28 protein-coding genes are annotated in these 22,342 nt (G+C 60.2%); 8 read left to right on the forward strand and 20 right to left on the reverse strand.

Annotation, left to right across the window (positions count from 1 at the left end):
- Positions 1 to 20: 20 nt before the first annotated feature.
- The 8 genes from OU800_RS14620 to OU800_RS14655 form a co-directional block, all read right to left on the reverse strand.
- On the reverse strand, positions 21 to 1,904 hold the full coding sequence (locus OU800_RS14620; protein WP_268178014.1) for a S9 family peptidase: 1,884 nt from the start codon (positions 1,902 to 1,904) through the stop codon (positions 21 to 23).
- Positions 1,892 to 3,046 carry a pyrroloquinoline quinone biosynthesis protein PqqE gene (gene pqqE / locus OU800_RS14625; protein ID WP_268178015.1) on the reverse strand — a complete coding sequence of 385 codons (1,155 nt, stop codon included), beginning with the start codon at positions 3,044 to 3,046 and terminating at the stop codon, positions 1,892 to 1,894. The genes OU800_RS14620 and pqqE overlap by 13 nt, the downstream gene beginning before the upstream one ends.
- On the reverse strand, positions 3,018 to 3,296 hold the full coding sequence (pqqD, locus tag OU800_RS14630; protein ID WP_268178016.1) for a pyrroloquinoline quinone biosynthesis peptide chaperone PqqD: 279 nt from the start codon (positions 3,294 to 3,296) through the stop codon (positions 3,018 to 3,020). Before pqqD ends, pqqE begins: the two co-directional genes overlap by 29 nt.
- A gap of 91 nt (positions 3,297 to 3,387) precedes the next feature.
- The gene (pqqC, locus tag OU800_RS14635) at positions 3,388 to 4,140 is read right to left on the reverse strand and encodes a pyrroloquinoline-quinone synthase PqqC (RefSeq protein WP_268178017.1); all 753 of its coding nucleotides are present in this window, start codon (positions 4,138 to 4,140) and stop codon (positions 3,388 to 3,390) included.
- An 87-nt stretch (positions 4,141 to 4,227) separates the two neighbouring features.
- On the reverse strand, positions 4,228 to 5,142 hold the full coding sequence (gene pqqB / locus OU800_RS14640; protein WP_268178019.1) for a pyrroloquinoline quinone biosynthesis protein PqqB: 915 nt from the start codon (positions 5,140 to 5,142) through the stop codon (positions 4,228 to 4,230).
- Between the two features lie 46 nt (positions 5,143 to 5,188).
- Entirely contained in the window at positions 5,189 to 5,260 is a 72-nt protein-coding gene (gene pqqA, locus OU800_RS14645) for a pyrroloquinoline quinone precursor peptide PqqA (protein WP_003243383.1), read from the reverse strand.
- 432 nt (positions 5,261 to 5,692) lie between these two features.
- Positions 5,693 to 7,213, reverse strand: coding sequence for an acetaldehyde dehydrogenase ExaC (exaC, locus tag OU800_RS14650; RefSeq protein WP_268178020.1), 1,521 nt, complete (start codon positions 7,211 to 7,213; stop codon positions 5,693 to 5,695).
- A gap of 307 nt (positions 7,214 to 7,520) precedes the next feature.
- Complete coding sequence (locus OU800_RS14655; protein WP_268178021.1) at positions 7,521 to 9,296, reverse strand: methanol/ethanol family PQQ-dependent dehydrogenase; 1,776 nt, start codon at positions 9,294 to 9,296, stop codon at positions 7,521 to 7,523.
- A gap of 180 nt (positions 9,297 to 9,476) precedes the next feature.
- On the opposite strand from OU800_RS14655, the gene OU800_RS14660 reads away from it, so the two are divergent.
- On the forward strand, positions 9,477 to 9,872 hold the full coding sequence (locus tag OU800_RS14660; protein ID WP_268178022.1) for a hypothetical protein: 396 nt from the start codon (positions 9,477 to 9,479) through the stop codon (positions 9,870 to 9,872).
- A 260-nt stretch (positions 9,873 to 10,132) separates the two neighbouring features.
- Here OU800_RS14660 and OU800_RS14665 read toward each other — a convergent pair whose 3' ends face one another.
- A complete protein-coding gene (locus OU800_RS14665; RefSeq protein ID WP_268178023.1) occupies positions 10,133 to 10,888 on the reverse strand; it encodes a sulfite exporter TauE/SafE family protein in 756 nt (251 codons plus the stop codon).
- Between the two features lie 98 nt (positions 10,889 to 10,986).
- On the opposite strand from OU800_RS14665, the gene OU800_RS14670 reads away from it, so the two are divergent.
- Entirely contained in the window at positions 10,987 to 11,937 is a 951-nt protein-coding gene (locus OU800_RS14670) for a LysR family transcriptional regulator (protein ID WP_268178024.1), read from the forward strand.
- 10 nt (positions 11,938 to 11,947) lie between these two features.
- Here the strand turns inward: OU800_RS14670 and OU800_RS14675 are convergent, their stop codons facing one another.
- The 11 genes from OU800_RS14675 to OU800_RS14725 all read right to left on the reverse strand — a co-directional run bounded on the left by OU800_RS14675 (position 11,948) and on the right by OU800_RS14725 (position 19,955).
- Positions 11,948 to 12,448 carry an RDD family protein gene (locus OU800_RS14675; protein WP_268178025.1) on the reverse strand — a complete coding sequence of 167 codons (501 nt, stop codon included), beginning with the start codon at positions 12,446 to 12,448 and terminating at the stop codon, positions 11,948 to 11,950.
- A 73-nt stretch (positions 12,449 to 12,521) separates the two neighbouring features.
- Positions 12,522 to 13,094: an elongation factor P gene (efp, locus tag OU800_RS14680; RefSeq protein ID WP_268178026.1), complete on the reverse strand. Its 573-nt coding sequence runs from the start codon at positions 13,092 to 13,094 to the stop codon at positions 12,522 to 12,524.
- A gap of 43 nt (positions 13,095 to 13,137) precedes the next feature.
- Positions 13,138 to 14,265 (reverse strand): elongation factor P maturation arginine rhamnosyltransferase EarP, encoded by a 1,128-nt coding sequence (earP, locus tag OU800_RS14685; RefSeq protein WP_268178027.1) that lies wholly within the window; start codon positions 14,263 to 14,265, stop codon positions 13,138 to 13,140.
- 136 nt (positions 14,266 to 14,401) lie between these two features.
- Complete coding sequence (locus OU800_RS14690) at positions 14,402 to 14,611, reverse strand: hypothetical protein (RefSeq protein ID WP_268178028.1); 210 nt, start codon at positions 14,609 to 14,611, stop codon at positions 14,402 to 14,404.
- A 296-nt stretch (positions 14,612 to 14,907) separates the two neighbouring features.
- A complete protein-coding gene (locus OU800_RS14695) occupies positions 14,908 to 15,264 on the reverse strand; it encodes a nuclear transport factor 2 family protein (RefSeq protein ID WP_268178029.1) in 357 nt (118 codons plus the stop codon).
- 324 nt (positions 15,265 to 15,588) lie between these two features.
- Positions 15,589 to 15,990 carry a type II TA system antitoxin MqsA family protein gene (locus OU800_RS14700; RefSeq protein ID WP_268178030.1) on the reverse strand — a complete coding sequence of 134 codons (402 nt, stop codon included), beginning with the start codon at positions 15,988 to 15,990 and terminating at the stop codon, positions 15,589 to 15,591.
- A gap of 2 nt (positions 15,991 to 15,992) precedes the next feature.
- Positions 15,993 to 16,175: a type II toxin-antitoxin system MqsR family toxin gene (locus OU800_RS24390; RefSeq protein ID WP_442964705.1), complete on the reverse strand. Its 183-nt coding sequence runs from the start codon at positions 16,173 to 16,175 to the stop codon at positions 15,993 to 15,995.
- Between the two features lie 523 nt (positions 16,176 to 16,698).
- Positions 16,699 to 17,457, reverse strand: a complete 759-nt coding sequence (locus tag OU800_RS14710) for a hypothetical protein (protein ID WP_268178031.1) — start codon at positions 17,455 to 17,457, stop codon at positions 16,699 to 16,701.
- A 7-nt stretch (positions 17,458 to 17,464) separates the two neighbouring features.
- Positions 17,465 to 18,235, reverse strand: coding sequence for a hypothetical protein (locus OU800_RS14715; RefSeq protein WP_268178032.1), 771 nt, complete (start codon positions 18,233 to 18,235; stop codon positions 17,465 to 17,467).
- A gap of 38 nt (positions 18,236 to 18,273) precedes the next feature.
- Complete coding sequence (locus OU800_RS14720) at positions 18,274 to 19,581, reverse strand: PIN-like domain-containing protein (RefSeq protein WP_268178033.1); 1,308 nt, start codon at positions 19,579 to 19,581, stop codon at positions 18,274 to 18,276.
- A 104-nt stretch (positions 19,582 to 19,685) separates the two neighbouring features.
- Complete coding sequence (locus OU800_RS14725; RefSeq protein ID WP_268178034.1) at positions 19,686 to 19,955, reverse strand: DNA-binding protein; 270 nt, start codon at positions 19,953 to 19,955, stop codon at positions 19,686 to 19,688.
- A 133-nt stretch (positions 19,956 to 20,088) separates the two neighbouring features.
- On the opposite strand from OU800_RS14725, the gene OU800_RS14730 reads away from it, so the two are divergent.
- The 6 genes from OU800_RS14730 to OU800_RS14755 all read left to right on the forward strand — a co-directional run bounded on the left by OU800_RS14730 (position 20,089) and on the right by OU800_RS14755 (position 22,335).
- A complete protein-coding gene (locus tag OU800_RS14730) occupies positions 20,089 to 20,304 on the forward strand; it encodes a DNA-binding protein (protein ID WP_268178035.1) in 216 nt (71 codons plus the stop codon).
- The gene (locus OU800_RS14735; RefSeq protein WP_268178036.1) at positions 20,301 to 20,450 is read left to right on the forward strand and encodes a hypothetical protein; all 150 of its coding nucleotides are present in this window, start codon (positions 20,301 to 20,303) and stop codon (positions 20,448 to 20,450) included. Before OU800_RS14730 ends, OU800_RS14735 begins: the two co-directional genes overlap by 4 nt.
- A 225-nt stretch (positions 20,451 to 20,675) precedes the next feature.
- On the forward strand, positions 20,676 to 21,062 hold the full coding sequence (gene pflM / locus OU800_RS14740) for a lysogeny maintenance protein PflM (RefSeq protein WP_442964706.1): 387 nt from the start codon (positions 20,676 to 20,678) through the stop codon (positions 21,060 to 21,062).
- A 4-nt stretch (positions 21,063 to 21,066) separates the two neighbouring features.
- Positions 21,067 to 21,408 (forward strand): hypothetical protein, encoded by a 342-nt coding sequence (locus tag OU800_RS14745; protein ID WP_268178037.1) that lies wholly within the window; start codon positions 21,067 to 21,069, stop codon positions 21,406 to 21,408.
- Between the two features lie 360 nt (positions 21,409 to 21,768).
- Entirely contained in the window at positions 21,769 to 22,140 is a 372-nt protein-coding gene (locus OU800_RS14750) for a hypothetical protein (RefSeq protein ID WP_268178038.1), read from the forward strand.
- Positions 22,141 to 22,155: 15 nt separating this feature from the next.
- Complete coding sequence (locus OU800_RS14755; RefSeq protein WP_268178039.1) at positions 22,156 to 22,335, forward strand: hypothetical protein; 180 nt, start codon at positions 22,156 to 22,158, stop codon at positions 22,333 to 22,335.
- Positions 22,336 to 22,342 lie beyond the last annotated feature (7 nt).

Raw genomic sequence — 22,342 nt, forward strand, 5'->3', positions numbered from 1 at the left:
CTCGGTTTATGCAATGCGACCTAGGTCAGGCGCTGGTAGAAGTCATGCTCGGCACGCAGGGCTTCGGCCAGATGGGCGGCCTGGCGAAAGCCATGGCGCTCGCCGGGGAAGAGGAGGTATTCGACTGCCAGGCCGCGCTCGCGCAGGGCTTCGACCATCGACTCGGTCTGGCTCGGCACCACCACGGCGTCCAACCCACCCTGGAAGAAGATCACCGGCACCTGGATGCGCCCGGCCTGCAAAAGAGGCGTGCGGCGCCGGTAGCGCTCGGCATCCCGCTCGGGGTCGCCGATCAGCCAGTCCAGATAGTCGGCCTCGAACTTGTGAGTCGCCTCGCGCAGCGCCAGAGGATCACTGACGCCGTAGAGGCTGGCGCCACCGCGCAGAAATGGCAGTTCCACCAATGCCCGCAGCGCGCTGAAACCACCGGCACTGCCGCCGCGCACGAACACCCGCTGCGCGTCGATACGGCCGCTGGCAGCCAGCGCCTTGATGGCGGCGCCGATGTCCTCCACCTCCAGCTCGCCCCACTGCCCGGCCAGGCGCAGGCGATAGGCGCGGCCATAACCGCTGCTGCCCCGGTAGTTGAGATCGAGCACGGCGTAGCCGCGCAGCGTCCAGAAGGCGATGCGCGGGTCGAACACCGGATAGCAGGCCGAAGTGGGCCCGCCATGCAGAAAGATCACCAGCGGCGGACATCCACCGGAAGAAACCGGGGCGTAGAAAAATCCATGGCAGTGCTCGCCCTGCCCCACTTCACAGCTCAAGGGCTCCGGCCGGGAAAGCTGTGCGCTGGGCAAGGGCTGTTCGCCACCGGCGCGTATATGCAGTGCGCCATCGCTGCGACCAATAGCGAGCACGGCCGGCAGGCGATCCGGCGCAGCAGCGATGCAGTAGAAATATTCGCTATCGGCAGCCAGGGAGCGGAAGCGGGTGAATTCTTCAGCCAGCCTCCGTTCGTAGGGTGCGCTGTGCGCACCGATTGTTTTGCCGTCGAGATCGCTGGTGCGCACGGCGCACCCTACCAGCACGCCGACACCCTGCTCGAACCGTGTCAGCAGCAGCTCGTCGTTCGCCAGCGGCAGATAGGTGCAGCCACCCAGTTGCCAGGGCGCCGGGGCATGATCGCCAGGCGCACCCAGGGGTTGTGCCTCGCTGTCGACACACCAGGGCTGCCACCAGCCGGCCTGGTCGCTCAGCACCCATAACTGTCCCTGGGCGTCGAAGCGTGGCTGCTGCAAGGAGCGATCCCCCGCCGCACCAGCCAGTATGCGGGCAGGCTCGCCGGACTCACGCAGGCACAGGCGCGTGGCGACCCAGGGCTGGTTCGGCCTGTCCCATTCGATCCAGGCCAGGCGCTGACCTTGGGCATCGGCCACCGGCGCGGCATAGAAATCGGCGCCCTCGGCCAGTACCTCGCGCTTGCCGTTCAGACCGATACGCACCAGGCGATGCACCACCGCGTCGCCTTCATGGCTTTCCTCCACCGCCAGCAGCGCTTGCCAGGCAGGCACGAAGGACAGGTCGCCATAACGGCAGTGAGCCGCATCGGTGATGGCGTAGGGTGCGCTGTGCGCACCGCCGTCCACCGCGAAATCGATGCGATAGACCTGCTGATCACGCTCATTGACGAACGCTACGCCCAGCTCCGTGGCGCAGCAGGCACCGCCACCGTATTCGTAGACCCGGCTGCGCACGGAAAACCCTGGCGGCGTCAGCTCATGTACGACGCCATCGCAGCAGAAGAACAGCCCGCAACGCGCCAGCCCGGGATCGAACGCCACCCACAGCACACCGCCATGGGCAACGTGCAACTCGGCGAAATCGGCGCTGGCGGCTGCGGCCTGCTCGGCACTCCAGATGCTGTCGGGATCGGTGCGCACGGCGCACCCTACGCCTTGCATATGATCCGCGAGGCCTTCTCGTTGCGGTACTGCAGGGCATCCAGGCCCAGCGGCGCCTCGTCGGCCTGCCGCCGCGCGGCGAGAATCACCTCATGGTGCGCCGACTTGCTGCACACCGGGTCGGCGTTGCTGGCGTCGCCGGTGAGCATGAAGGCCTGGCAGCGACAGCCGCCGAAATCCTTGTGCTTCTCGTCGCAGCTACGGCAGGGCTCGGGCATCCAGTCGTCGCCGCGAAAGCGGTTGAAGCCGAAGGAATGCCGCCATATATGTTCGAGGCTGTGCTCGCGCACGTTGGGAAATTGCACCGGCAACTGCCGCGCACTGTGGCAGGGCAGCGCCGTGCCGTCCGGGGTGATGTCGAGGAACAGGCTGCCCCAGCCGTTCATGCAGGCCTTGGGGCGTTCCTCGTAGTAATCCGGGGTGACAAAGATCAGCTTGCAGGGGTGCTTCTCGGCCGCCAGCTTGTCGCGCCACTGATTGGTGATGCGCTCGGCACGTTCGAGCTGCGCACGGGTCGGCAAGAGCCCGGCACGGTTGAGCTCGGCCCAGCCATAGAACTGGCAGGTGGCGAGTTCGACGAAGTCCGCCTCCAGCTCCAGGCACAGCTCGATGATGCGCTCGATATTGTCGATGTTGTGCCGATGGGTGACAAAGTTGAGCACCATCGGGTAGCCATGGGCCTTGACCGCACGGGCCATGGCCAGCTTCTGCGCGAAGGCCTTCTTCGAGCCGGCCAGCAGGTTATTCACCTCCTCGTCGGCGGCCTGGAAGCTGATCTGGATATGGTCCAGGCCGGCGTCGGCGAACTCGGCGATGCGCGCTTCGGTCAGACCGATGCCGGAGGTGATCAGGTTGGTGTAGTAACCCAGGCCACGCGCCGCTGTGATCAGCTCAGCCAGATCCTGGCGCACCAGCGGCTCGCCGCCGGAAAAGCCCAACTGCGCCGCACCCAGCTCACGGGCCTGGCGAAACACCTCGATCCACTCGGCGGTGGACAGCTCCGCGCCCTGTTGAGCGAAGTCCAGCGGGTTGGAACAGTACGGGCATTGCAGCGGGCAGCGGTAGGTCAACTCGGCCAGCAGCCACAACGGCTGGCCGATTTGCACACCCGGCTTAGCGAAGCTCGATCCAGAACTGTGCATGGGCCACCTCGATAAAGGCCAGGATGTCTTCGTCGATGCCCGGCACATCGGGGAAACGCTGCTGCAGGTTGGCGATGATCTCCCCCACCGAGCGCGTGCCGTCGACCTGCTGGAGAATCTCGCCGGCACTGTCGTTGAGTTTGATCATGCCCTCCGGGTAAAGCAGTACATGGCAGTCCTGAGCGGGCTCGAATTGCAGGCGGAAACCACGGCGAATGGCGGGCACGCTGGGCAGAAGGTTGGCAGTCATGGAACGGACTCCGTCATGGTGCTGGTGCGCACAGCGCACCCTACAAAAGGCTCAACCGTAGGGTGCGCCACGCGCACCGACACATCGAGGTTCATAGCGCGATCCCCCGATGCCAGACGCGCTGCTCGGTCACCGTGTGATACGGCGGGCGCTGCAGTTCGTAGGCCATGCTCATGGCGTCGAGCATGCTCCACAGCACGTCCAGCTTGAATTGCAGGATCTGCAGCATGCGCTCCTGCGCCTCACGGGTGCGGTAGTGCTCGAGGGTGATGCGCAGGCCATGCTCGGCATCCCGGCGCGCCTCCTTCAGGCGCTTGCGGAAATAGTCGTAGCCGGTGGCATCGATCCACGGATAGTGCTGCGGCCAGGCATCCAGGCGCGACTGATGGATCTGCGGGGCGAACAACTCGGTCAGCGAGCTGCTGGCCGCTTCCTGCCAACTGGCGCGGCGGGCGAAGTTGACGTAGGCATCGACGGCGAAGCGCACGCCGGGCAATACCAGCTCCTGCGACAGCACCTGTTCACGGTCAAGACCGACCGCCTCGGCCAGGCGCAGCCAGGCTTCGATACCGCCCTCCTCGCCAGGCGCGCCATCGTGGTCGAGGATGCGCTGAATCCACTCGCGGCGGGTTTCGCGATCCGGGCAGTTGGCGAGAATCGCCGCATCCTTGAGCGGGATATTGACCTGGTAGTAGAAGCGGTTGGCCACCCAGCCCTGGATCTGCTCGCGGGTGGCACGGCCTTCGTACATAGCGCGATGGAAGGGGTGATGGATGTGGTACAGCGCACCCTTGGCACGCAGCGCCTGCTCGAACTCGGCAGGGGTCATGGCAGGTTGACTCATCAGTATCTCCGATACGCGTTGCCGTAGGGTGCGCCGTGCGCACCAGCATTCTTCAAGATGCGCACGGCCTGCACGGCCGCGCACACCCTACAAAACGATGCTCATGCCATCGAATGCGACCTCGATGCCATGAGCGTCCAGTTCGGCGCGCTCGGGCGAGTCCAGGTCGAGAATCGGGTTGGTGTTGTTGATATGAATGAGGATCTTGCGCGCCGAAGGCAGGCCGTCGAGTACCTCGATCATGCCGCCTGGGCCGCTCTGGCACAGGTGGCCCATCTCGCTGCCGAGCTTGTCGCCCACCTCGCATACGCGCATTTCGTCATCACGCCAGAGGGTGCCGTCCACCAGCAGGCAATCGGCGCGGCGCATCCAGCTCAGCAGGTGCTCGTCCACCTGGCCGAGGCCGGGGGCGTAGAACAGGCTGCGGCCGCTGCGGCTGTCCTCGATGAACAGGCCGATGTTGTCGCCCGGATGCGGATTGCCGCGATGCGGCGAATACGGCGGCGCGCTGCTGCGCAAGGCGATGGCGGTGATGCTCAGCGCCGGGCAGGCGGGAATGGCGAAGGGTTTGGCGTCCAGCTCGATCAAGCGGTGCTGCAGGCCACCGTTCCAGTGGGCAAGCATGTTGAACAGCGGAAAGCCCGTGGTCAGATCCTGATGCACCATCTCGGTACACCAGACCTCATGGGGGCAGCCTTCGCGCAGGGTCAGAAGCCCGGTGCAATGGTCGATCTGGCTGTCAAGCAGGACGATGCCGGCAATCGCCGTGTCGCGCAGCTTGCGCGCCGGTTGCAGCGCCGGGAAGGCTTCGATCTGGGCGCGGATGTCCGGCGAGGCATTGCACAGGATCCACTGCTCGCCGTTATCGGAAATGGCGATGGACGATTGCGTGCGCGGCTGCGCGCGCAGGGTGCCAGCACGCACACCGCGGCAGTTGCGGCAGTTGCAGTTCCACTGGGGAAAGCCACCGCCAGCGGCGGAGCCGAGAATCTGGATATGCATGGGAGTCACCAGCGGGATGCCCCGGACGGGCCGGGGCCAGGGGCAATCAGCGGTTGGCGAAATACATGGTCACTTCGAAGCCAATACGCAGATCGGTGTAGGCGGGTTTAGTCCACATGGTGCGGTCCTCTTGTTATGGCGCCGGGGCATTCCGGCACCCTCATTAAGCCCCCGCCAGGCAAGAGGCCAAATGGTACTTTGGGATGAGTCGGCACTGGCATTGGTAGGTGAATCCACTTAGTAGGAATGGATCGTGCCATGAAGGTTCCAGCAATTGCTCGGGCTGAAACATGTGCCAATACAAAAGCGCCTAGAGGAATGTGGGTGGCGCATTCGCGATCATGGCCCGGTACAGGGTCAAAACCCATCACCAATAAAAAACGCGGCCGAAGCCGCGTCGCGATAAGGTTCTGCTGCCGCGCATCAGGTAGGGTGCGCTGCGCGCACCGAACGATCACCTGGGCACCAGCAAGCGGTGCGCACAGCGCACCCTACGCCAGACATCAAAGCCGCACGCCGGAGCGAACGTGCGGCCTCGGGGGTCGATGAATCAGAAGAAACCCAGCGGGTTGATGTCGTAGCTGACCAGCAGGTTCTTGGTCTGCTGGTAGTGGTCGAGCATCATCTTGTGGGTTTCACGCCCGACCCCGGACTTCTTGTAGCCGCCGAAAGCCGCATGCGCCGGGTACAGGTGGTAGCAGTTGGTCCATACGCGGCCAGCCTTGATCGCACGGCCCATGCGGTAGGCGACGTTCATATCGCGGCTCCACACGCCGGCCCCCAGGCCGAACTCGGTGTCGTTGGCAATCGCCAGGGCTTCGGCTTCGTCCTTGAAGGTGGTCACGCCGATCACCGGGCCGAAGATCTCTTCCTGGAACACGCGCATCTGGTTGGTGCCCTTGAGCAGGGTCGGCTGAATGTAGTAGCCGCTGGCCAGGTCGCCTTCGAGTTTTTCCGCTGCGCCGCCGGTCAGCACCTGGGCGCCTTCCTGCTGGGCGATCTCCAGGTAGCTGAGGATCTTGTCGAACTGCTGCTGCGAAGCCTGGGCGCCGACCATGGTCTCGGTGTCCAGCGGGTTGCCACGCTTGATCTGCTTGACCTTCTTCATCACCTCGACCATGAAGGCGTCGTAGATCGACTCCTGCACCAGCGCGCGCGACGGACAGGTGCACACCTCGCCCTGGTTGAAGAAGCCCAGCACCAGGCCTTCGGCGGCTTTCTCGATGAAGGCCGGCTCGGCGTTCATGATGTCGGCGAAGAAGATGTTCGGCGATTTGCCGCCCAGCTCGACAGTGGACGGGATGATGTTCTCGGCCGCGCATTTCATGATGTGCGAGCCCACCGGGGTGGAGCCGGTGAAGGCGATCTTGGCGATGCGCTTGCTGGTGGCCAGCGCTTCACCGGCCTCGCGGCCGAAGCCCTGGACGATGTTGAGCACGCCCGGCGGCAGCAGGTCGCCGATGATTTCCACCAGCAGGGTGATGGACAGCGGGGTCTGCTCGGCCGGCTTGAGCACGATGGCGTTGCCGGCGGCCAGGGCCGGCGCGAGTTTCCAGGCGGCCATCAGCAGCGGGAAGTTCCACGGGATGATCTGCCCGACCACGCCCAGCGGCTCGTGGAAATGATAGGCCACGGTGCCGTCGTTGATCTCGGCGGTGCTGCCTTCCTGAGCGCGGATGCAGCCGGCGAAGTAGCGGAAGTGATCGGCAGCCAGTGGCACGTCGGCATTGAGGGTTTCGCGCACGGCCTTGCCGTTGTCCCAGGTTTCGGCCACGGCCAGCAGTTCGAGGTTGGCTTCGATGCGGTCGGCGATCTTCAGCAGGATGTGCGAACGCTCCTGCACGCTGGTACGGCCCCAGGCATCGGCGGCGGCATGAGCGGCGTCCAGTGCCTTGTCGACGTCGGCGGCATTGGAACGGGGGAATTCACCGATCACCGAAGCGTCGACCGGGCTGGTATTGGTGAAGTACTGGCCGCTGAGCGGAGCGACGAACTCACCACCGATGTAGTTGCCGTAGCGCGGTTTGAGGGTGACGACGGCGCCTTGGGTACCGGGTTTGGCGTAAATCATGATGCGGTCCTCTCTTCTTGTCGGAGCCTGCAGCCGACGGGTGGAAGCAGGTCATGGTTCGATCTTAGAAAGCCCTCCGCGCCCTCGGTATGCGCCCATGGCACAGATCGCCTCGTCATTTGGTAGTAGAGCGGCGAGCAGTCTGGCGCGGGCCTTCAGCAGCGAGGTGCGAGGTCATGGAAGCTAAAGGCTAGACCGGCTCGCTCGACATTGCGTTCCCCGCCGAGAAAAAACGTCAGTGGCCGTTCAGGGTCATGAAACGACGATGACCGGACAGAGGCCGGCCATCGTCTGCTGCATCAGCCCGTTACTGCTTGGCCACCAGCTCCTTGGGCAGCTTGAAGGTCCACAGCATGCCGCCCTGGTTCAGGTGCTTGACGCGCTTGGCCACCTCGCCGCCCCACAGCGGTACCGCACCACCCCAGCCGGACAGCACCGAGACGTACTGCTCACCGTCCATTTCCCAGGTCACCGGCGAGCCGATCACCCCAGAACCGGTCTGGAACTGCCAGAGCTTCTCGCCGGTCTTGGCGTTGAAGGCCTGCAGATAGCCCTCGGGATTGCCGGTGAATACCAGGTTGCCCTTGGTGGTCAGCACCCCGCCCCACAGCGGCGCGTAGTTGGTCTGGCGCCAGACCTCCTTGCCGGTCTTCGGGTCGATGGCGCGCAGCACGCCAATGTAGTCCTCGTTGAGCGGTTTGATGGTGAAGCCGGCACCGAGGTAGGCCGCGCCCTTCTTGTAGGCGATGTCCTCGTTCCAGATGTCCATGCCCCACTCGTTGGACGGCACGTAAAACAGGCCAGTGTCCTGGCTGTAGGCCATGGGCATCCAGTTCTTCGCGCCGAGGAAGGCCGGTGCGGAAAATACGCTGCTGCCCTTTTCCTTGGCGCTGGGCGAACCGGGGCGGTTGCTGTCGTCGTAGATCGGCCGGCCATTCTTGTCCAGGCCCTTGGCCCAGGTGATCTTGTCGACGAAGGGGAAGCCGCGGATGAACTTGCCGTTGGTACGGTCAAGCACATAGAAGAAGCCGTTACGGTCGGCGGTTGCAGCCGCCTTCACGGTCTTGCCGCCTTCCTGGTAATCGAAAGAGATCAGCTCGTTGACGCCATCGAAGTCCCAGCCGTCGTGCGGGGTAGTCTGGAAGTGCCACTTGATGCTGCCGTCGTCCGGGTTCAGGGCCAAGCGCGAGGAGGAATAAAGGTTGTCGCCAGGGCGCAGGTGCGAGTTCCACGGTGCCGGGTTGCCGGTGCCGAAGAACAGCAGGTTGGTGTCGGCATCGTAGTAGCCACCAAGCCAGGGCGCGGCGCCGCCGGTCTTCCACAGGTCGCCCGGCCAGGTCTTGCCGGCCTGGCCACCGCTGATGCCGTTCTCCACCGCCTTGCCGTCCTTGTAGACATAGCCCATGTGGCCTTCCACGGTCGGGCGAGTCCACAGCAGGTCGCCATTCTTGGGGTCGTAGGCCTCGATCTTGCCGACCACGCCGAACTCGCCACCGGATACGCCGGTGATCAGCTTGCCGTTGACCACCAGGGGAGCGGCGGTGATGGAGTAACCAGCCTTGTGATCGGCCACGCGCTTGCTCCACACCACCTTGCCAGTGTCCTTGTTCAGGGCCACCAGCTTGGCATCCAGGGTACCGAAGATCACCAGATCGTCGTACAGCGCCACGCCGCGGTTGATCACGTCGCAGCAGGGGCGGATATCATCAGGCAGACGCGCTTCGTACTGCCACAATTCACGGCCGGTGCGCGCATCGACAGCGAATACTCGCGAATAGGAGGCGGTGACGTACATCACGCCATCCTTGATCATCGGCTGGGCCTGCTGGCCGCGCTGTTTCTCGCCACCGAAGGACATGGTCCACACCGGGCGCAGTTCCTTGACGTTGCGATCGTTGAGCGTGCTCAGCGGGCTGTAGCGCTGGCCCTGCAGCCCCAGACCGTTGGTGACGATCTGGTCGGTGGTGGTGGCGTCCTTGAGAATTTCGGCATCGGTCACCGCCAGTGCGGCAGCGGATGGCAACAGCATGGCAGCACAGAGTGCGGTGAGGAGGAAGGGCTGGCGAAGACCGGCGTGTTTCATTGCGGCTACCTCTGTGGGTTCATTGTTATTACCGGGAAATTTTCCCGGTCTGCCGCGAATTCTTGGCTCCCACCGCTTACCCAACAATTGCACCCAGTGCCGATTTTCCTCCTTCCTTGGTAGCAATACCTGGCCCGATCACCCACACTGCCGCCCTGCCCAACCGCCCTGGAGACCGCCATGCCCCTCGACCCGCTAGCCCGCAAAGCCGTGCTGGAACACCCGCAAGCGCTCGACTGCAGCGTCTATCGCCCGGACGAAAAGGATGAGGACGCCGAGGAACTCGACCTGGGCGAAGCACGGCTGCTGATGCTTGGCGCCTTCGAGGCGCCGTTGGACTGGGATGCCCGCCAGCGCGAGGAATATTTCGGTGAGGAAGACCCGGCGCTGTTCTTCAGCGCGCGTATCGAATGCCTCGCTGCACCGCTCAGCAAGGCCTTCTTCACGACCGAGAGCGGCGACTACGTGGCCGTACAGCCGAGCCAGGGCGAAGTGGTGATGTACTACGTCTACGATCAGGAAGAGGACGCCGAGGGGAGCCGCTATATCCTGATCCGCGATGACGAGGAGCTCTGACAGCCTGTTAGCAGGCCGTTGAAAAACGTAGGCGAGGCAGCCTGTGCAATACCGATGGCGGCCCCGCAAAAACAGCCGAAAAAAGCACTGGGCCCGCACTCGGGTTTACGTGTTGTAAATGAGCATTTTTGACGGGGGCGCCTAGCCTGGGCTCGCACGCGAGGCTGTTTTTAACGCAGCAATGGCAACGCACGACTGCATGGATGCAGGAGGTAGAGCGACGCAGGAAGCCAAAGCCGAGCTAGTTTTTCAACAGCCTGCTAGAGCTCCAGCGTCAGCAGCACCGCACAGATCAACAGAAAGCCGCAGAACAGGCTGCGCAGCAGACGCTCCGGCAGCGAGTGCGCCAAACGCACGCCCCAACTGATGCTGAGCAGCCCACCAGCCGCCAACGGCACGCCCAGCCACCAGTTGACGTGCTGGTGCAGCGCATAGGTGAACAGCGTGACGGCGGTGCTAGGCAACGCCAGCGATAGCGACAACCCCTGCGCCACCACCTGGCTGGTGCCGAACACGCTGGTCAGCACCGGCGTGGCCACCACTGCCCCACCCACGCCGAACAACCCGCCCATGCCACCGGCCACGCTGCCGAGCGCGCCGAACCAGCCCCAGGAATGGCGCAGCTCGCCACTCGGCACCGCCTGCTGCGTCAGCATACGCAGCAGGTTGTAGGCCGCCAGCGCCAGCAGGAAGCAGACGAAAGCCCAGCGCATGGTGCGCGCATCCAGGCCGACGGCATAGAGCGAGGCCAGCCAGGCACAGAGGAAACTGGTCACGCCCAGCAACAGGGCATGGCGTGGGTCGATACGGTTGCGCTGGTGATAGCGCCAGATTGCCAGCATCACGTTCGGCACCACCATCACCAGTGCCGTGCCCTGGGCCAGTTGCTGATCCAGCCCGAACAACACCCCGAGCACCGGAATGGCGATCAGCCCACCGCCAATGCCGAACAGCCCGCCCAGGGTGCCCAACGCCATGCCCAGCAACAGATTCAGCAGCAGATCGAACGCACTCATGACACCTCCACAGTTGTGCGCATGGTAGAAGCGCGCAGCTAGTATGGAAACGCACAAGCACGCAAAATGGTTGTGCTTATCACGCACAGCGAGCCCTCATGAACCCGGATGCCCTGACCGCTCAACTGGAGCTGTTTCTCGACGTACTGGAAGCCGGCAGCTTCTCCGCCGCCGCTCGCCGCCACCCGCTCACGCCCTCAGCGGTGGCGCGGCGCATCGATGCGCTGGAGCGCGCCATTGGCAGCAGCCTGTTCAGCCGCACCACCCATGCCGTGCGGATCACACCGGCAGGCCTGGCCTTCGCCGAACGGGCCCGGCGCATCCTCAACGAGCTGCATCTGGCCCGCGCCGAAGCGGTATCGCTGAGCAGCGCACCGGAAGGCCTGATCCGCATCGACGCACCGACGCCCTTCGGGCGCCGCCACCTGGGCCCGGCCATCGCCGACTTCCTCACCGCCAACCCGGGGCTGGACGTGCAACTGCGGCTGATCGACAGCTTCACCGACCTGCACGGCGAGCACCTGGGCGAAGTAGATATCGTGGTGCGCATAGGCCCCCTGCCGGACAGCCGACTGGTGGCCACGCCACTGGCTTCGATGACCCGCATCGTCTGCGCCAACCCGGACTACCTGCGCCGACGCGGCATCCCGCGTAGTCCGTTGGAGCTCGATCAGCATGACGGCCTCGACTGGGACAGCCTCGCCCCACCCTACGCCTGGCGCTTCGAGGTCGACGGCAAGCTGCAGCTATGCAAGCCCAAGCGCATGCGGCAAACCAGCAACAACGCCGAAACCCTGCTGTTCAGCGCCATCGCCGGCCTGGGCATTGCCCACCTGCCGACCTGGATGATCAGCGAGCACCTACAGCGCGGCGAGCTGGTGCCGCTGTTCTGCGAGAACGGCCTGCCCCCGAGCGAGCCCAGCACCATCTACGCGCTGCGCCTGGAGCGTGAAGCCAGCGCGCGAACGCGCCTGCTGCTCAGCTTCCTCAAACAGCGCTTCGGCTTTCCGCCGCCCTGGGATCAGGCGTTGCAGGCCAGCCTGGGCTGAGCAGCGTCGGTCAGGCGGCCACGACTCGCGTACCGGCCAGGTGGTCGTGCACACAGCGCCGGTCGCTGCGGAAGATGAATAGGTAATTGATGCTGCACAGCAAGGTGCCGGCGACAGGAATCAGCGACACCAGCCATACACTCAGGTAGCGCTTGAGCAACAGGCCGGGCAGCGCCGGCACCTGGCCCTGCATGTCGACGATCCGCACCTTGCAGATGCGTTTGCCCACGGTTTGCCCGTAGCGCTTGAGCCAGGCTCCGTTGATCAGCACGAACACGACCATGCCGATCAGCATGCCCTGCACCTGCAGCCAGATGCTCGGCTCGATGCCCTGCACGAACATCTCGAAATCACCCTTGAAATAGGAAATCGGCATCGTGATCAACGCGAGCAGCAGGGAGTCGATGATCACAGCGCCGAGACGTGCACCGCGCGACGCCAGCAACGGTTCATCCGCCGCCCGCTCCTGCAAGGCCGCCTGGGGTGTCTGATAAGGATTTAGAGTGTCCATGAAACCTCCCTGTCAAAAACGAGACATAAAAAAGCCCAGTCGGCTGACTGGGCTTTTCATCTTATCACCTGAATCAGGCCGGAGCCTGGGTGCGACCCTTGTAGGAAGCGTCGCGGGTGTCGATCTCGATCCAGTCGTCGATGTCGACGAACTCGGCAACCTTGATCTCGGTGCCATTGCGCAGCTTGGCAGGCTTCATCACCTTGCCGGAGGTGTCGCCACGGGCGGCGTTCTCGGTGTAGACCACCTGACGCACGATGGTGGTCGGCAGGTCGACGGAGATCACCTTGCCCTCGAAGAACACGGCTTCGCAGATATCGGTCATGCCTTCTTCGATGAACGGCAGAACACTTTCCAGATCTTCGGCACGCAGCTCGTAGGAGTTGTATTCCGGATCCATGAACACGTAGTCGTCACCGCTGATGTAGGACAGGGTCACTTCCTTGCGCTCGAGAATCACCGGTTCCATCTTGTCGTCGGCTTTGTAGACGGTCTCGGTCTTGGAGCCGTTGAGCAGGTTCTTCAGCTTCATCTTGACGATGGCGCTGTTACGGCCGGACTTGGTGAACTCGGCCTTCTGGATCAGCCACGGCTGGCCGTCGATCAGGGCCACGCTGTTGACTCTCATTTCCTGTGCAGTTTTCATGCGAATATCCGAAATATGCGGGAGGTACAGAATTCTAAGCCCGCTATGATAGCCAATTTCGGTGAAACTGCACCAGTGCCGAGGCAAGATCCGGCCGGGCGGCCTGTTGCGAGCACCAGCGCTCGGCATGTTCGCGCAACTCTTGCCAGTTGCGCTCTACCTCGCCCCAGGCCTCTGCCATGCCCTGCTCGGCGTTCCAGGCCTTCCATAGCTGCTGCAGCGCAGCATCCGCCGACGCACTGAGCCCCTGGCGATAGAGCGCGAGAAAGGCATCGAGCTTGTCCCAGTGCGCGCCCTCCTCCTGCCGATAGATATGCCAGAGCATGGGCCTTGCTGCCCACTGCGCGCGAATGAAGGAATCCTCGCCGCGCACGGCATTGAAATCGCAACACCACAGCAAGCGGTCGTAATCGGCCTGGGCCATGAACGGCAGCCCCTGCAGATGTAGATTGCCGCGCTGGCATCGTTCGCCAGGCGCCAGCGACCTGCCCAGCCAGGCCTGCACATCGGCGAGAATGCGCCCCTGCGGCACCAGCAGTTGCGTGGGCCGCTCGGCGCCGGCGAGCGCCTGCAGCCAGTCGGCCAGGCCGGCGTTTTCATAGGCGAACAGCGAGATCAGTTGCGCCTGGGCCTGGCGCACCACGCCCAATCGCGCCAGGAAAGCCGCTTGCGCGCCGACATCGGCCTGCAATGCATCTCGCTCGGCGAGCAGACTGGCCTCGCGCAGCAGACCACCAGTACCCTCGACGAAACCGGGAAAGAAGAAGAACTTCTGCAACCCGCCCGGCTGCGGCGACGGCAGGCCATGGCAGCCCGCCACCCAGTCCTCGGCGCTGAGGTATTCCAGATTCAGCCACAAGGGCGGCACCGTGCGTGCGGCCATCGCCTCGACGTATTCGCCCGGCAGCGTGCAGGCGAAGGCTTCGATCACCACATCGGCCACCTCCACCGGCTGCCAGGCGCCCGACCAGTGCCGCACCTCGACGCTCGCCTGCTCCTGCACTGCCGCGTGCGGGTCGAGGCTCGGGCACAGATGAGCGAAGGAGCCCAGATCATCCACCCACAGGCGTACCGCCAACCCATGTTCGGCCACCAGTTGCCGGGCCAGGCGCCAGGTCACGCCAATATCGCCGTAGTTGTCCACCACGGCGCAGAAAATGTCCCACTTCACGCCATACCCCGACCGGGAAAACGTCATTTTAACTGCACGAATAAAAGAAAAGCCCGCCACGTGGGGTAATGCTGTTTGGCTCCCCTCTCCCGTCATGGGAGAGGGGCTGGGGGAGAGGGCTGAGTGCGGAAATCGATCAGGCCAGAAAAGAGGATGACGCATCACCGCGAACGGCAGTGCTCAACTGCCAGATCGCCTGGCAGGCCAGCGCCGCCTCGCGAGAGGCGAAAGGGCCAGCCTTGGGCTGACCATCGACCGGCAGCAGCCAGCAGGCCATATGACCACCGGACTTGAGTTCATCGGGCACGGCACTGCCCACCAGAGAAACCACATCGATGCGCGGCATAGCCACCTCCAACCTGTTGCACGTTTCGTTGGAGTGAGCTTATGCCGGCGCACCAGCTCGCTGAAATCGACGCTTTCAATGGTCACCATAAGGGTAATCGATGCTCAGTCGGGCAGGAGGCTGCGTAGGCTGCGTAGGCTGCGTAGGCTGCGTAGGCTGCGTAGGCTGGCGCCACATTGCCGAAGGCGTTCACGAGGATCGAAGGAAAAGGAAGCGAATTTACCGAAAGGGAGAACAACTTGAGATTACGCAGCCAGGCAAAGCCTGGACGGGAAGCGGTTACTGGGTTCTACCGCTCATGAATAGCTCTTGATCACGGCAACGCAGTTCGCCTTCGTGTTGGTGAACTCAAGAATATGGCTGAAACGCCGCTTCTGCCCATTTGCAAAAGTCACCACACCGCTCGCTGCCCCGACCTTCCCATGAGAAATCGCGTGCTCGATAGCAACAGCGGCGGGCTTGGTCTTTGCAGCCAGCGCCTTGGCAATGGCGCTTCTTCCCTTGATGGGAGCGTCCGCAACGCCCTCCCAGACAGCATCATCACTAAAACCCTCCGCCATCGCCTGGCCGGTTTCCAGCGCTATCGCCACATCCTGCACGAACCTGTTCTTGGGAGAATTGCCACAGTCCCCGCTACCATGAATCTCGGTCATCTCGCCCCTCTTCTCTCACCTGTAACCATTTATCTCAAAGCGGTTCAATGCAAGCCACCAGAGCCCAAATCTCCGGTACCGCATATGCCTGAGCAGCCAAACTGTTTGATGGTAAGTCGAATGCGTTATCGGACTGTTTTTGTAGGAGCCGGCTTGCCGGCGATGCTTTTGCCTCGATCGCCCGCAAGCGGGCTCCTACGCGCTTGGTCATCCACATAGGCTTATGCTCAAGGCTCACCCGCTATGTCGGCGCATTGCAGCTCACGGGCTTTCCACCCCCCCGCCGGCTCGACTCGTCGCTATTCGGCGCCATGATTTCGACACTCAACCTGCACGCAGCTCGTCGATCAGCTCCGGGTGACGCCCCAGTATCTTGAACAACTGCACCAGCGGCTGCGGTGCTTCCGTGCTGCCTCGCTCATAGCGAGAAAACGCATTCGGGCCACCACCAAACAGCTCGGCCGCTTCACGCTGGCTCAAGCGCAACTGCTTGCGCACACTGCGAATCAGCTCCTGATTACCGCTCCGAGCGTTCACCTGCTGACGAAACTCGTTCATGGCACAGATGACGCGCTCGCTCTCAGCCGGCCCGGTCAGGGACTCGCCGCAGGCATCGCACCAGTCAGCCGTTACTGCGGCAATTTGAGTGGTCTGCCCCTTGTAGGTGAAGGGCATATCGCGGGTGTCGTGAACCAGTTCCGCCCCGCCGCATACTGGACATTTCATGGTCACTTCTCCTTGAAGGAAACGATCAGCAGATCGGCCACCAGCGTGAACTTCAGATAGACCTGCCCGAACTCGGTTTCGGGTCGGTAAACGTCTTGCCAGGTAGTATGATCCGCATAGGTTGTCATGCTCTTGAAAAAGTCGCGGCTGCTCAGGGCACTGATGACGGCCAGCATGTCGGCCATCCCCATACCCAGCTCAGCGCCCCTTCCAGGGCTACGCGGGTGAAGCGATAACGCTGCTCGGCTACGGCCTGCTTCACCAGCTCAAGCTTGAAATGGGGTTTGCGCTTTTCCATGCCGCTCAAAATAACCTTTTAGGTTAATTTCCTCAAGGGAGCATCCATGCCAGACGATAGCCCTAGACGATTGCGCAACGAGCTGCTTGCCGGGGCCGCATCCAGACCTGCCCAGCCCGCAGACCCGCAATACTTCGCTCGCCTGCGCCAACAAGTACAGCAGTCCGGGCAGGCAACTACGCCATCGAAATGAAACGAGTGGCAAATGGGTTGGTGCCTTGTGTCGACAGGACGGGACACCAAAAACAAAAAAGCCCCGAAAGCTTTTCAGCTTTCAGGGCTTCGGGTATTGCGAAAGTGGCGGTGAAGAAGAGATTCGAACCCGTTTCAGTAGCGTGTCAATTCGTGCCAAACCCGCTCGTTACGGGCTTTCCGCTCGACTCACCGTCTCGTTTCGTCTCTATTCGGCACTATAATTTCGACACTTTTTCGACATTTGCCCGTCTTTCCTCGTCCTTAACAGACCTTACTTTACCTAGATTTTGCTGTTCCCCTTTTAAGGTGTACTCCGAAAGCTTCACCACTTCAATTTCACCAGTAAGAATTCCGCCTGAGTCACTTGCCTTGAAATAAGCCAAAACTACGTTGTCGCCATATATCTCAACTAAAACCTTATCATCACCAACAACAAAGTATGAGACCTTTTCCAAAGCAACGTTATAACCAACCCCCAAACTAAGCCCCGCCATAAGAATAGCAACAAACAGAAAACCTTTAAACTTATCAACCAAAATAAGCGACTCGTCTTTTTTTGCCTCAACCTCCACACTACCCTTCTGCTTAATTAAATCCAAAACATACAGATAAAAAATAACAAAAAACGCCAGCGCCAACCATAACAACTGACTCACCCGGTACAATCCAGCAAACAATAAAACCATTAAGGAAGGAATTAAAGATATACAAAATGCAGTCAGATGCTTATTACTTTTTCTCGCAAAGTTAATAACAGTGTAAAAAATCTCAACAACAACATAAAGCAAAAACACCAAGCACATGCACGAAATGATTACCGTATACAGATCAACTTCTATAACATTAGGCGGAACACCATAAAAGCCCAAATACCCAATTTCAAAAAAGAAAGATGCCGCAATTGCAACCATAGGAATTGCGCTAAGCAGAAATGCCTCAGCCTTTAGGAAAGTTAAGATTTCAGAGGTTTTCATTTCTCCCCTACCCCATCGGATTAAAGCTACTCGCCGCAGAGCAATAGCGCGTCTTCATGCGGTCACTGCTTGTCTTGCGGTCACTGTCATAGCGGGCACGCCAGGTTCGGCACTGTTTGTGAAAGTGCTGCTTGGCGGCCTTGCGGCATTCGCGGTAGTCGATTGATCCGCGTCGGTGGTTGGCGCAGACGCTGGTGCCGTCGATGTAGTTGTTCACCGATATCCATTCCGCCAGGTAGTTCGTGCCACCATTCCAGCTCTTGATCCACTTGGAAGTCCGCTCGCGGCTTACCTGCTTGGATTTGCGTTGCTGCGTCTGTTGGGATGCCTGGGCTATGCGGTGAGTTGCGGGCGGTGTGTATGTGCTGGCCGGCTGTTTGGGGGTGTAGTTGTTGTCATTGAAGACATTCTGCGCACTGGCAACCGCCCTCGCCTTTTCTTCCTCCGTCCACTCCATCGAGGCGTATGGCTGAGGCTGATTGGCCGACCGGCGTGCAACCCGTTGCGCGGGTGGATCGAGGGGAATGGATGGCAGCCTTAGGTTCTCTTCCGGCTCGCTGTAGGGCTGTGGCGCCGGTTGCTGGCTGAACAGGGGTCTGCCGTCTACGTGTATCGCCTGCTTGAGCTGATCCACATTGATCACGATTGGCTTGGCAAACAATGCGATCACACCCCAGGTAATCGCGGAACCCACGCCCAGGATGGCCACTATTCGCCATGGGCCGGGCTTTTTCTTGCTGCATAGATAGTCTGGTGCGTCTTCCCAGTCGGATTTCATATTGCCTCCATGCCAATATCAAAATAAATATCGTTTAATTAAAGATCCTCTACCGACACACCATTAACATCCAGATACTTTCTTTTATAGTTAAATGCCATACTTTCGGCAGCCGTTATCTTACGACGAAGCTCCTCCACTCGCATATTCAGGCGCTCATACTCACTTTGATAACCATGCATAACCCTACTATATTCCTCATACCTCCCCCTGAGCGCCTCACTCTCTGCCGACTCCCCTAAAGACCCTTCATCATGCCCTCGAGAAGAAAAATATATATCTCTTCTAACATCACTTCTAAGCTTATCAAAATAATTAATATGCCCTTTAATCTCATGCAACCTGTTATATATTTGAGCTAGCTCCAAAGACAACCCCTCATTCAGCTTAGAGTTTTCTTCATAACGCTCTATCAACTCTGCCGAGATTGCACTTGAACCTTCTATTGCCTTCGCCTGACGCTCTTCTTTGGCGCTAACGCTTCTAACCTCATCTAACACTGCTTCTGAAATTGGCGCTTCTTTCTTAAGATATTCGCTAGCCAGCGATAGAAAGCGATCAGGGTGGTACATGTGAAACTCCATCCCTGTAGCCCCCATAAACTCTTCAATGAGTTCCGGTCTAGGGCCTATGGTCTTTCCTTTAAATCGCAGCCACCAGTCCTCCTTGCCATCGTCAGTAATGAAAATAACAGAGCTCTTCTCATCACATGACTTTTCTATAATCTGCTTCCATACTATCAAGTCGCCATAAGGACGACATCTCGCGCTGAGGAACTCATCACTCGAAGCTTTCTTTGCATCAGAGTATCCGGGAGGAACTTTCTCTGCATAACGCCGCTCCCCCTCTGATATTATTTTTTCCAGCTCATCGTTCGATAGCTTTCGACCGACCTTTCCTTTAAATATTTCTGCCAAGCGGGTCTTTATTTCATCCTCATGCATTCGCCGCCCGTGGACAGACTGATTCCTATTGAGTTCAGCTTCCAATGAGTCAAAAATATCTTCAGCCTTGTCCATTATTCCTTTAGAAACAAATGGATGCTGCCTGACATTCTGGAGCTTTTTCCTTAGATTTTGCGACTCATTAATTGCCGCTGAATATTCGTCCAGCTGCTCATGTATGACTTTCAATCTATTAGTCAAATATTCATCAGCAACACGATAAGGTATCCAGGCTCTATCTCCCAGCTTTTCCAGAACCTGTAAAAAACTTGCACGAGTATCATCAGAGTATCTATACATATTGAGCAAAATATTTGCATCAAATACAAAAATACACTTACCCCATAAATTTTCGTGCTCAGTTTCGTCTTTTGGAAAATGTCCTGGGAAAAAATCCTTCATACTCACATCCTAAACGTCAGCATGTATTAATTGAAACTGGCTGATTCCAGATTATTTTCTTATTCCTTGCAAATACCAACGCCGAGCTACTTCCTGTGTAATTGCTATCCCGCGCTTTGATCGGGCAAGTTTGAATCGGCCTCTTCGTATCCAGGCGATACCTGGCCTTTTGCAGGGTCTACCTCTCCCCTCCACAGCCACAGCTCGTACTGAGGGAATACCTTCAGCAGCTCCTCTAGATCCTCGATCCGGGTCTTCACCTTCCGATTGGTCGCCACGGTCTGCCACCGTTGGCGCTCCTTGATCGTAGTGGCCTCAGCCAGCTTGGTGGCCCCTATGTATCTCACAAGGGTTCTAAGCCTTTCCTCGATCATTCCAAAAAGCTCTTATGATTGATGAATAATTTATTGATAAATAATTCATCAAGGATCATCATGACCCCGCACTGATAAATAATTCATCAAAAGGACATTTTGTCCTAATGACACGAATAGTGACGGAACGAGCATGGAACTGGAAGAGCTGGAACCTTCAAAGCTGATAGGCCCGCAACAGGACGTGGAAACCGTCGAGTCCTGGGCTGATCGCAACGGCCTGACCTACGGCGTGGCACGCGCCTGGGCAATGAAAGGCGTTCTCCCCACCGTAAAGCTAGGCAAGCGCCGCATGGTCAATAGCGCCCTGCTCCGCTCCTGGCTGCTGGAACAGGAGTGGACGGCATGAATCCTCCCTTCTATACGCAAGCCGCCTTCGCCGCCCTGGCCGGTGTAGCCGTCGAGCAAGTCGCGCACTGGATCAGAACCGGCACCGTCGAGAGCGTGAAGCTCGGCAAAGTCCGCCTCGTGCGCTTTCCGGGGGTGAACCAATGAGCCGCAATCACCAATCGTTCTATGAGCGCGTAGACCGCGACCTGGCTCGCCTAGACCGTCTCAAGTCGTCTGACCGCGGCGTCTTGGAATCCCTGCTGTTCTACCTGCTCGGCTACATCGAAGGCTTCCGTGAGGCTGGAGCCATTTCCGGCAATGAATGTGGCCGCCTTATTCAGCGTGCCCGCGCTACTGCTGTGGTTTCCGCAAAGCCCGAGGTGGCAGCCAATGACCAACCCGAGCCAGTACCTGCTATCGCACCCAAAGGACTGCGGCTGCCAGGGCTGCTTTGCCCGCAATCCGCAAGGCAAGACGTTCGCCTTTCGCCGTCACCCGCACGCCGAGAGCTGCGACTGCTCTGTTTGCCACGTCAAACGAAATTGGGTGAGTCCCCGGAAGTCGTTTCCCTTGGATACCTCCCAATCCACACCCTGCACCGAGTGCCGCCCCGCGCAATGGTCACAGGTAAATGGTCGAACCCACGTTACGCCGGCCTATACCTGCGCGAAACACACGCCACCGAGCCGACCGCCGAAGTTCTGGAGCGTTGTCAGCGACACCGGCAAACCCACCCCTTTCGTGCCCCTGCGCGAACCGTTCGAGCTGGTGGGGTGAACGCATGATCACTGAATGGATCAACTCGCTTGAGGTCGTTCTAGAGGCGGCGGTAAATCTGCTGTTCCAGGCTATGTACCTCTTCGTTCTATTCGGTTGCATCGTAGGCCTCTTAGGCGTCGTGTTAGGCATCGTTGCCTTGCTCTGCCTGCTGCTGAGCATTCCTTACTACTTGTATCAGGATCGTAAAGAGGCCAACGCCAAGCGCAACCCGCCAAGCGAACCAACCGCCCCCGCCGAAGCTGATCCGGTCAAGGGCCGCGCCCCCGGCTTGTCCGAACACGCTTCACCGTTCGGACAAACGGAGGCACGGGCGGAGCGAACCCTTGAACGTCCTCCCCCGTAAAAGCCTCGGCTGGGGAGTGTGGGGCAGCTTCACCGCCCCGCGCTCCCGAGCCCTCGGCGGCAAGAGTGGGATGATAAGGGCAAAGCCCTTGGTGTTATCCAGATTAATGAGCAAAAGTTAATTATCGCCAAAGTTAAAAGTGTCATTGCGTCACTATTCGGCCCAATAAGCTTTTACAGATGATATTTATGCAAGAGTGATTTTTTAGCTTTTCAGTAGCGTATAACTAAGCACACAAACCCGTTGTAAACCGTGCAATCCCTGGCAGTGAAGAACTTAGCAAGTTCCTCTGCTCGGGCTAACTCGGCCCGCAAAAGGTTAATCCGCGCAATAAGGCGCAACTTAAACGAGGAAACACACATGGCACGCACCACTACTCAACTGGCATTCATCAGCGCTGAGCGCGTGAAGTTCGATAACGTGGATCTGGTCAAGCTGTACCTGGGCGACGAACCGGACGGTGAGAAAGACCTGGGTATTTCCCTGCTCTCCATGCAGGTATCCGACGACGTTCGCGAAGAAGTGTGGAACGCCTGCAAAGGCCTCCATGTGCTCGAAACCGTCAACGTCACCATGGAAATCGAACGCGGCTCCAAGAACGCAGGCAAGTTCATCGTCCTGCACATCGAGTCCGCCAAGCCTGCCCGCGCTGCCGGTGCCGACTCCCGCAAGCAGCCTGAACAGCAACAGCCCAAGCCGACCGGCAGCCAGCCGGACGCGACCAAGGCCTAACCCGAGGGCGCCGCCGTGCTGATCGTTGATCGCGTGAAGTGTGACTGCTGCGGGCAGCCCATGGGCCAGCTCTATAACCAGCCAGCACCGCAACCCGACCTGCTGCCCGATCTGCGCCAGGCGCCCCACCTAACCCTGTGCCCCGACTGCCTCGACCTCGCCGAAGTCGTCCGCGACCCGAGCTTGGCTGAGTAACAGGGGG

This window comes from Pseudomonas sp. GOM7, assembly GCF_026723825.1.
In the GTDB taxonomy this organism is placed as follows: Bacteria; Pseudomonadota; Gammaproteobacteria; order Pseudomonadales; family Pseudomonadaceae; genus Aquipseudomonas.

Bases quoted from the DNA above. Each gene is read 5' to 3' on its own strand.
- OU800_RS14620 (WP_268178014.1), bottom strand. From the start codon at position 1,904: ATGCAAGGCGTAGGGTGCGCCGTGCGCACCGATCCCGACAGCATCTGG.
- pqqE (WP_268178015.1), bottom strand. From the start codon at position 3,046: ATGCACAGTTCTGGATCGAGCTTCGCTAAGCCGGGTGTGCAAATCGGC.
- pqqD (WP_268178016.1), bottom strand. From the start codon at position 3,296: ATGACTGCCAACCTTCTGCCCAGCGTGCCCGCCATTCGCCGTGGTTTC.
- pqqC (WP_268178017.1), bottom strand. From the start codon at position 4,140: ATGAGTCAACCTGCCATGACCCCTGCCGAGTTCGAGCAGGCGCTGCGT.
- pqqB (WP_268178019.1), bottom strand. From the start codon at position 5,142: ATGCATATCCAGATTCTCGGCTCCGCCGCTGGCGGTGGCTTTCCCCAG.
- exaC (WP_268178020.1), bottom strand. From the start codon at position 7,213: ATGATTTACGCCAAACCCGGTACCCAAGGCGCCGTCGTCACCCTCAAA.
- OU800_RS14655 (WP_268178021.1), bottom strand. From the start codon at position 9,296: ATGAAACACGCCGGTCTTCGCCAGCCCTTCCTCCTCACCGCACTCTGT.
- OU800_RS14660 (WP_268178022.1), top strand. From the start codon at position 9,477: ATGCCCCTCGACCCGCTAGCCCGCAAAGCCGTGCTGGAACACCCGCAA.
- OU800_RS14665 (WP_268178023.1), bottom strand. From the start codon at position 10,888: ATGAGTGCGTTCGATCTGCTGCTGAATCTGTTGCTGGGCATGGCGTTG.
- OU800_RS14670 (WP_268178024.1), top strand. From the start codon at position 10,987: ATGAACCCGGATGCCCTGACCGCTCAACTGGAGCTGTTTCTCGACGTA.
- OU800_RS14675 (WP_268178025.1), bottom strand. From the start codon at position 12,448: ATGGACACTCTAAATCCTTATCAGACACCCCAGGCGGCCTTGCAGGAG.
- efp (WP_268178026.1), bottom strand. From the start codon at position 13,094: ATGAAAACTGCACAGGAAATGAGAGTCAACAGCGTGGCCCTGATCGAC.
- OU800_RS14690 (WP_268178028.1), bottom strand. From the start codon at position 14,611: ATGCCGCGCATCGATGTGGTTTCTCTGGTGGGCAGTGCCGTGCCCGAT.
- OU800_RS14695 (WP_268178029.1), bottom strand. From the start codon at position 15,264: ATGACCGAGATTCATGGTAGCGGGGACTGTGGCAATTCTCCCAAGAAC.
- OU800_RS14700 (WP_268178030.1), bottom strand. From the start codon at position 15,990: ATGAAATGTCCAGTATGCGGCGGGGCGGAACTGGTTCACGACACCCGC.
- OU800_RS24390 (WP_442964705.1), bottom strand. From the start codon at position 16,175: ATGGCCGACATGCTGGCCGTCATCAGTGCCCTGAGCAGCCGCGACTTT.
- OU800_RS14710 (WP_268178031.1), bottom strand. From the start codon at position 17,457: ATGAAAACCTCTGAAATCTTAACTTTCCTAAAGGCTGAGGCATTTCTG.
- OU800_RS14715 (WP_268178032.1), bottom strand. From the start codon at position 18,235: ATGAAATCCGACTGGGAAGACGCACCAGACTATCTATGCAGCAAGAAA.
- OU800_RS14720 (WP_268178033.1), bottom strand. From the start codon at position 19,581: ATGAAGGATTTTTTCCCAGGACATTTTCCAAAAGACGAAACTGAGCAC.
- OU800_RS14725 (WP_268178034.1), bottom strand. From the start codon at position 19,955: ATGATCGAGGAAAGGCTTAGAACCCTTGTGAGATACATAGGGGCCACC.
- OU800_RS14730 (WP_268178035.1), top strand. From the start codon at position 20,089: ATGGAACTGGAAGAGCTGGAACCTTCAAAGCTGATAGGCCCGCAACAG.
- OU800_RS14735 (WP_268178036.1), top strand. From the start codon at position 20,301: ATGAATCCTCCCTTCTATACGCAAGCCGCCTTCGCCGCCCTGGCCGGT.
- pflM (WP_442964706.1), top strand. From the start codon at position 20,676: ATGACCAACCCGAGCCAGTACCTGCTATCGCACCCAAAGGACTGCGGC.
- OU800_RS14745 (WP_268178037.1), top strand. From the start codon at position 21,067: ATGATCACTGAATGGATCAACTCGCTTGAGGTCGTTCTAGAGGCGGCG.
- OU800_RS14750 (WP_268178038.1), top strand. From the start codon at position 21,769: ATGGCACGCACCACTACTCAACTGGCATTCATCAGCGCTGAGCGCGTG.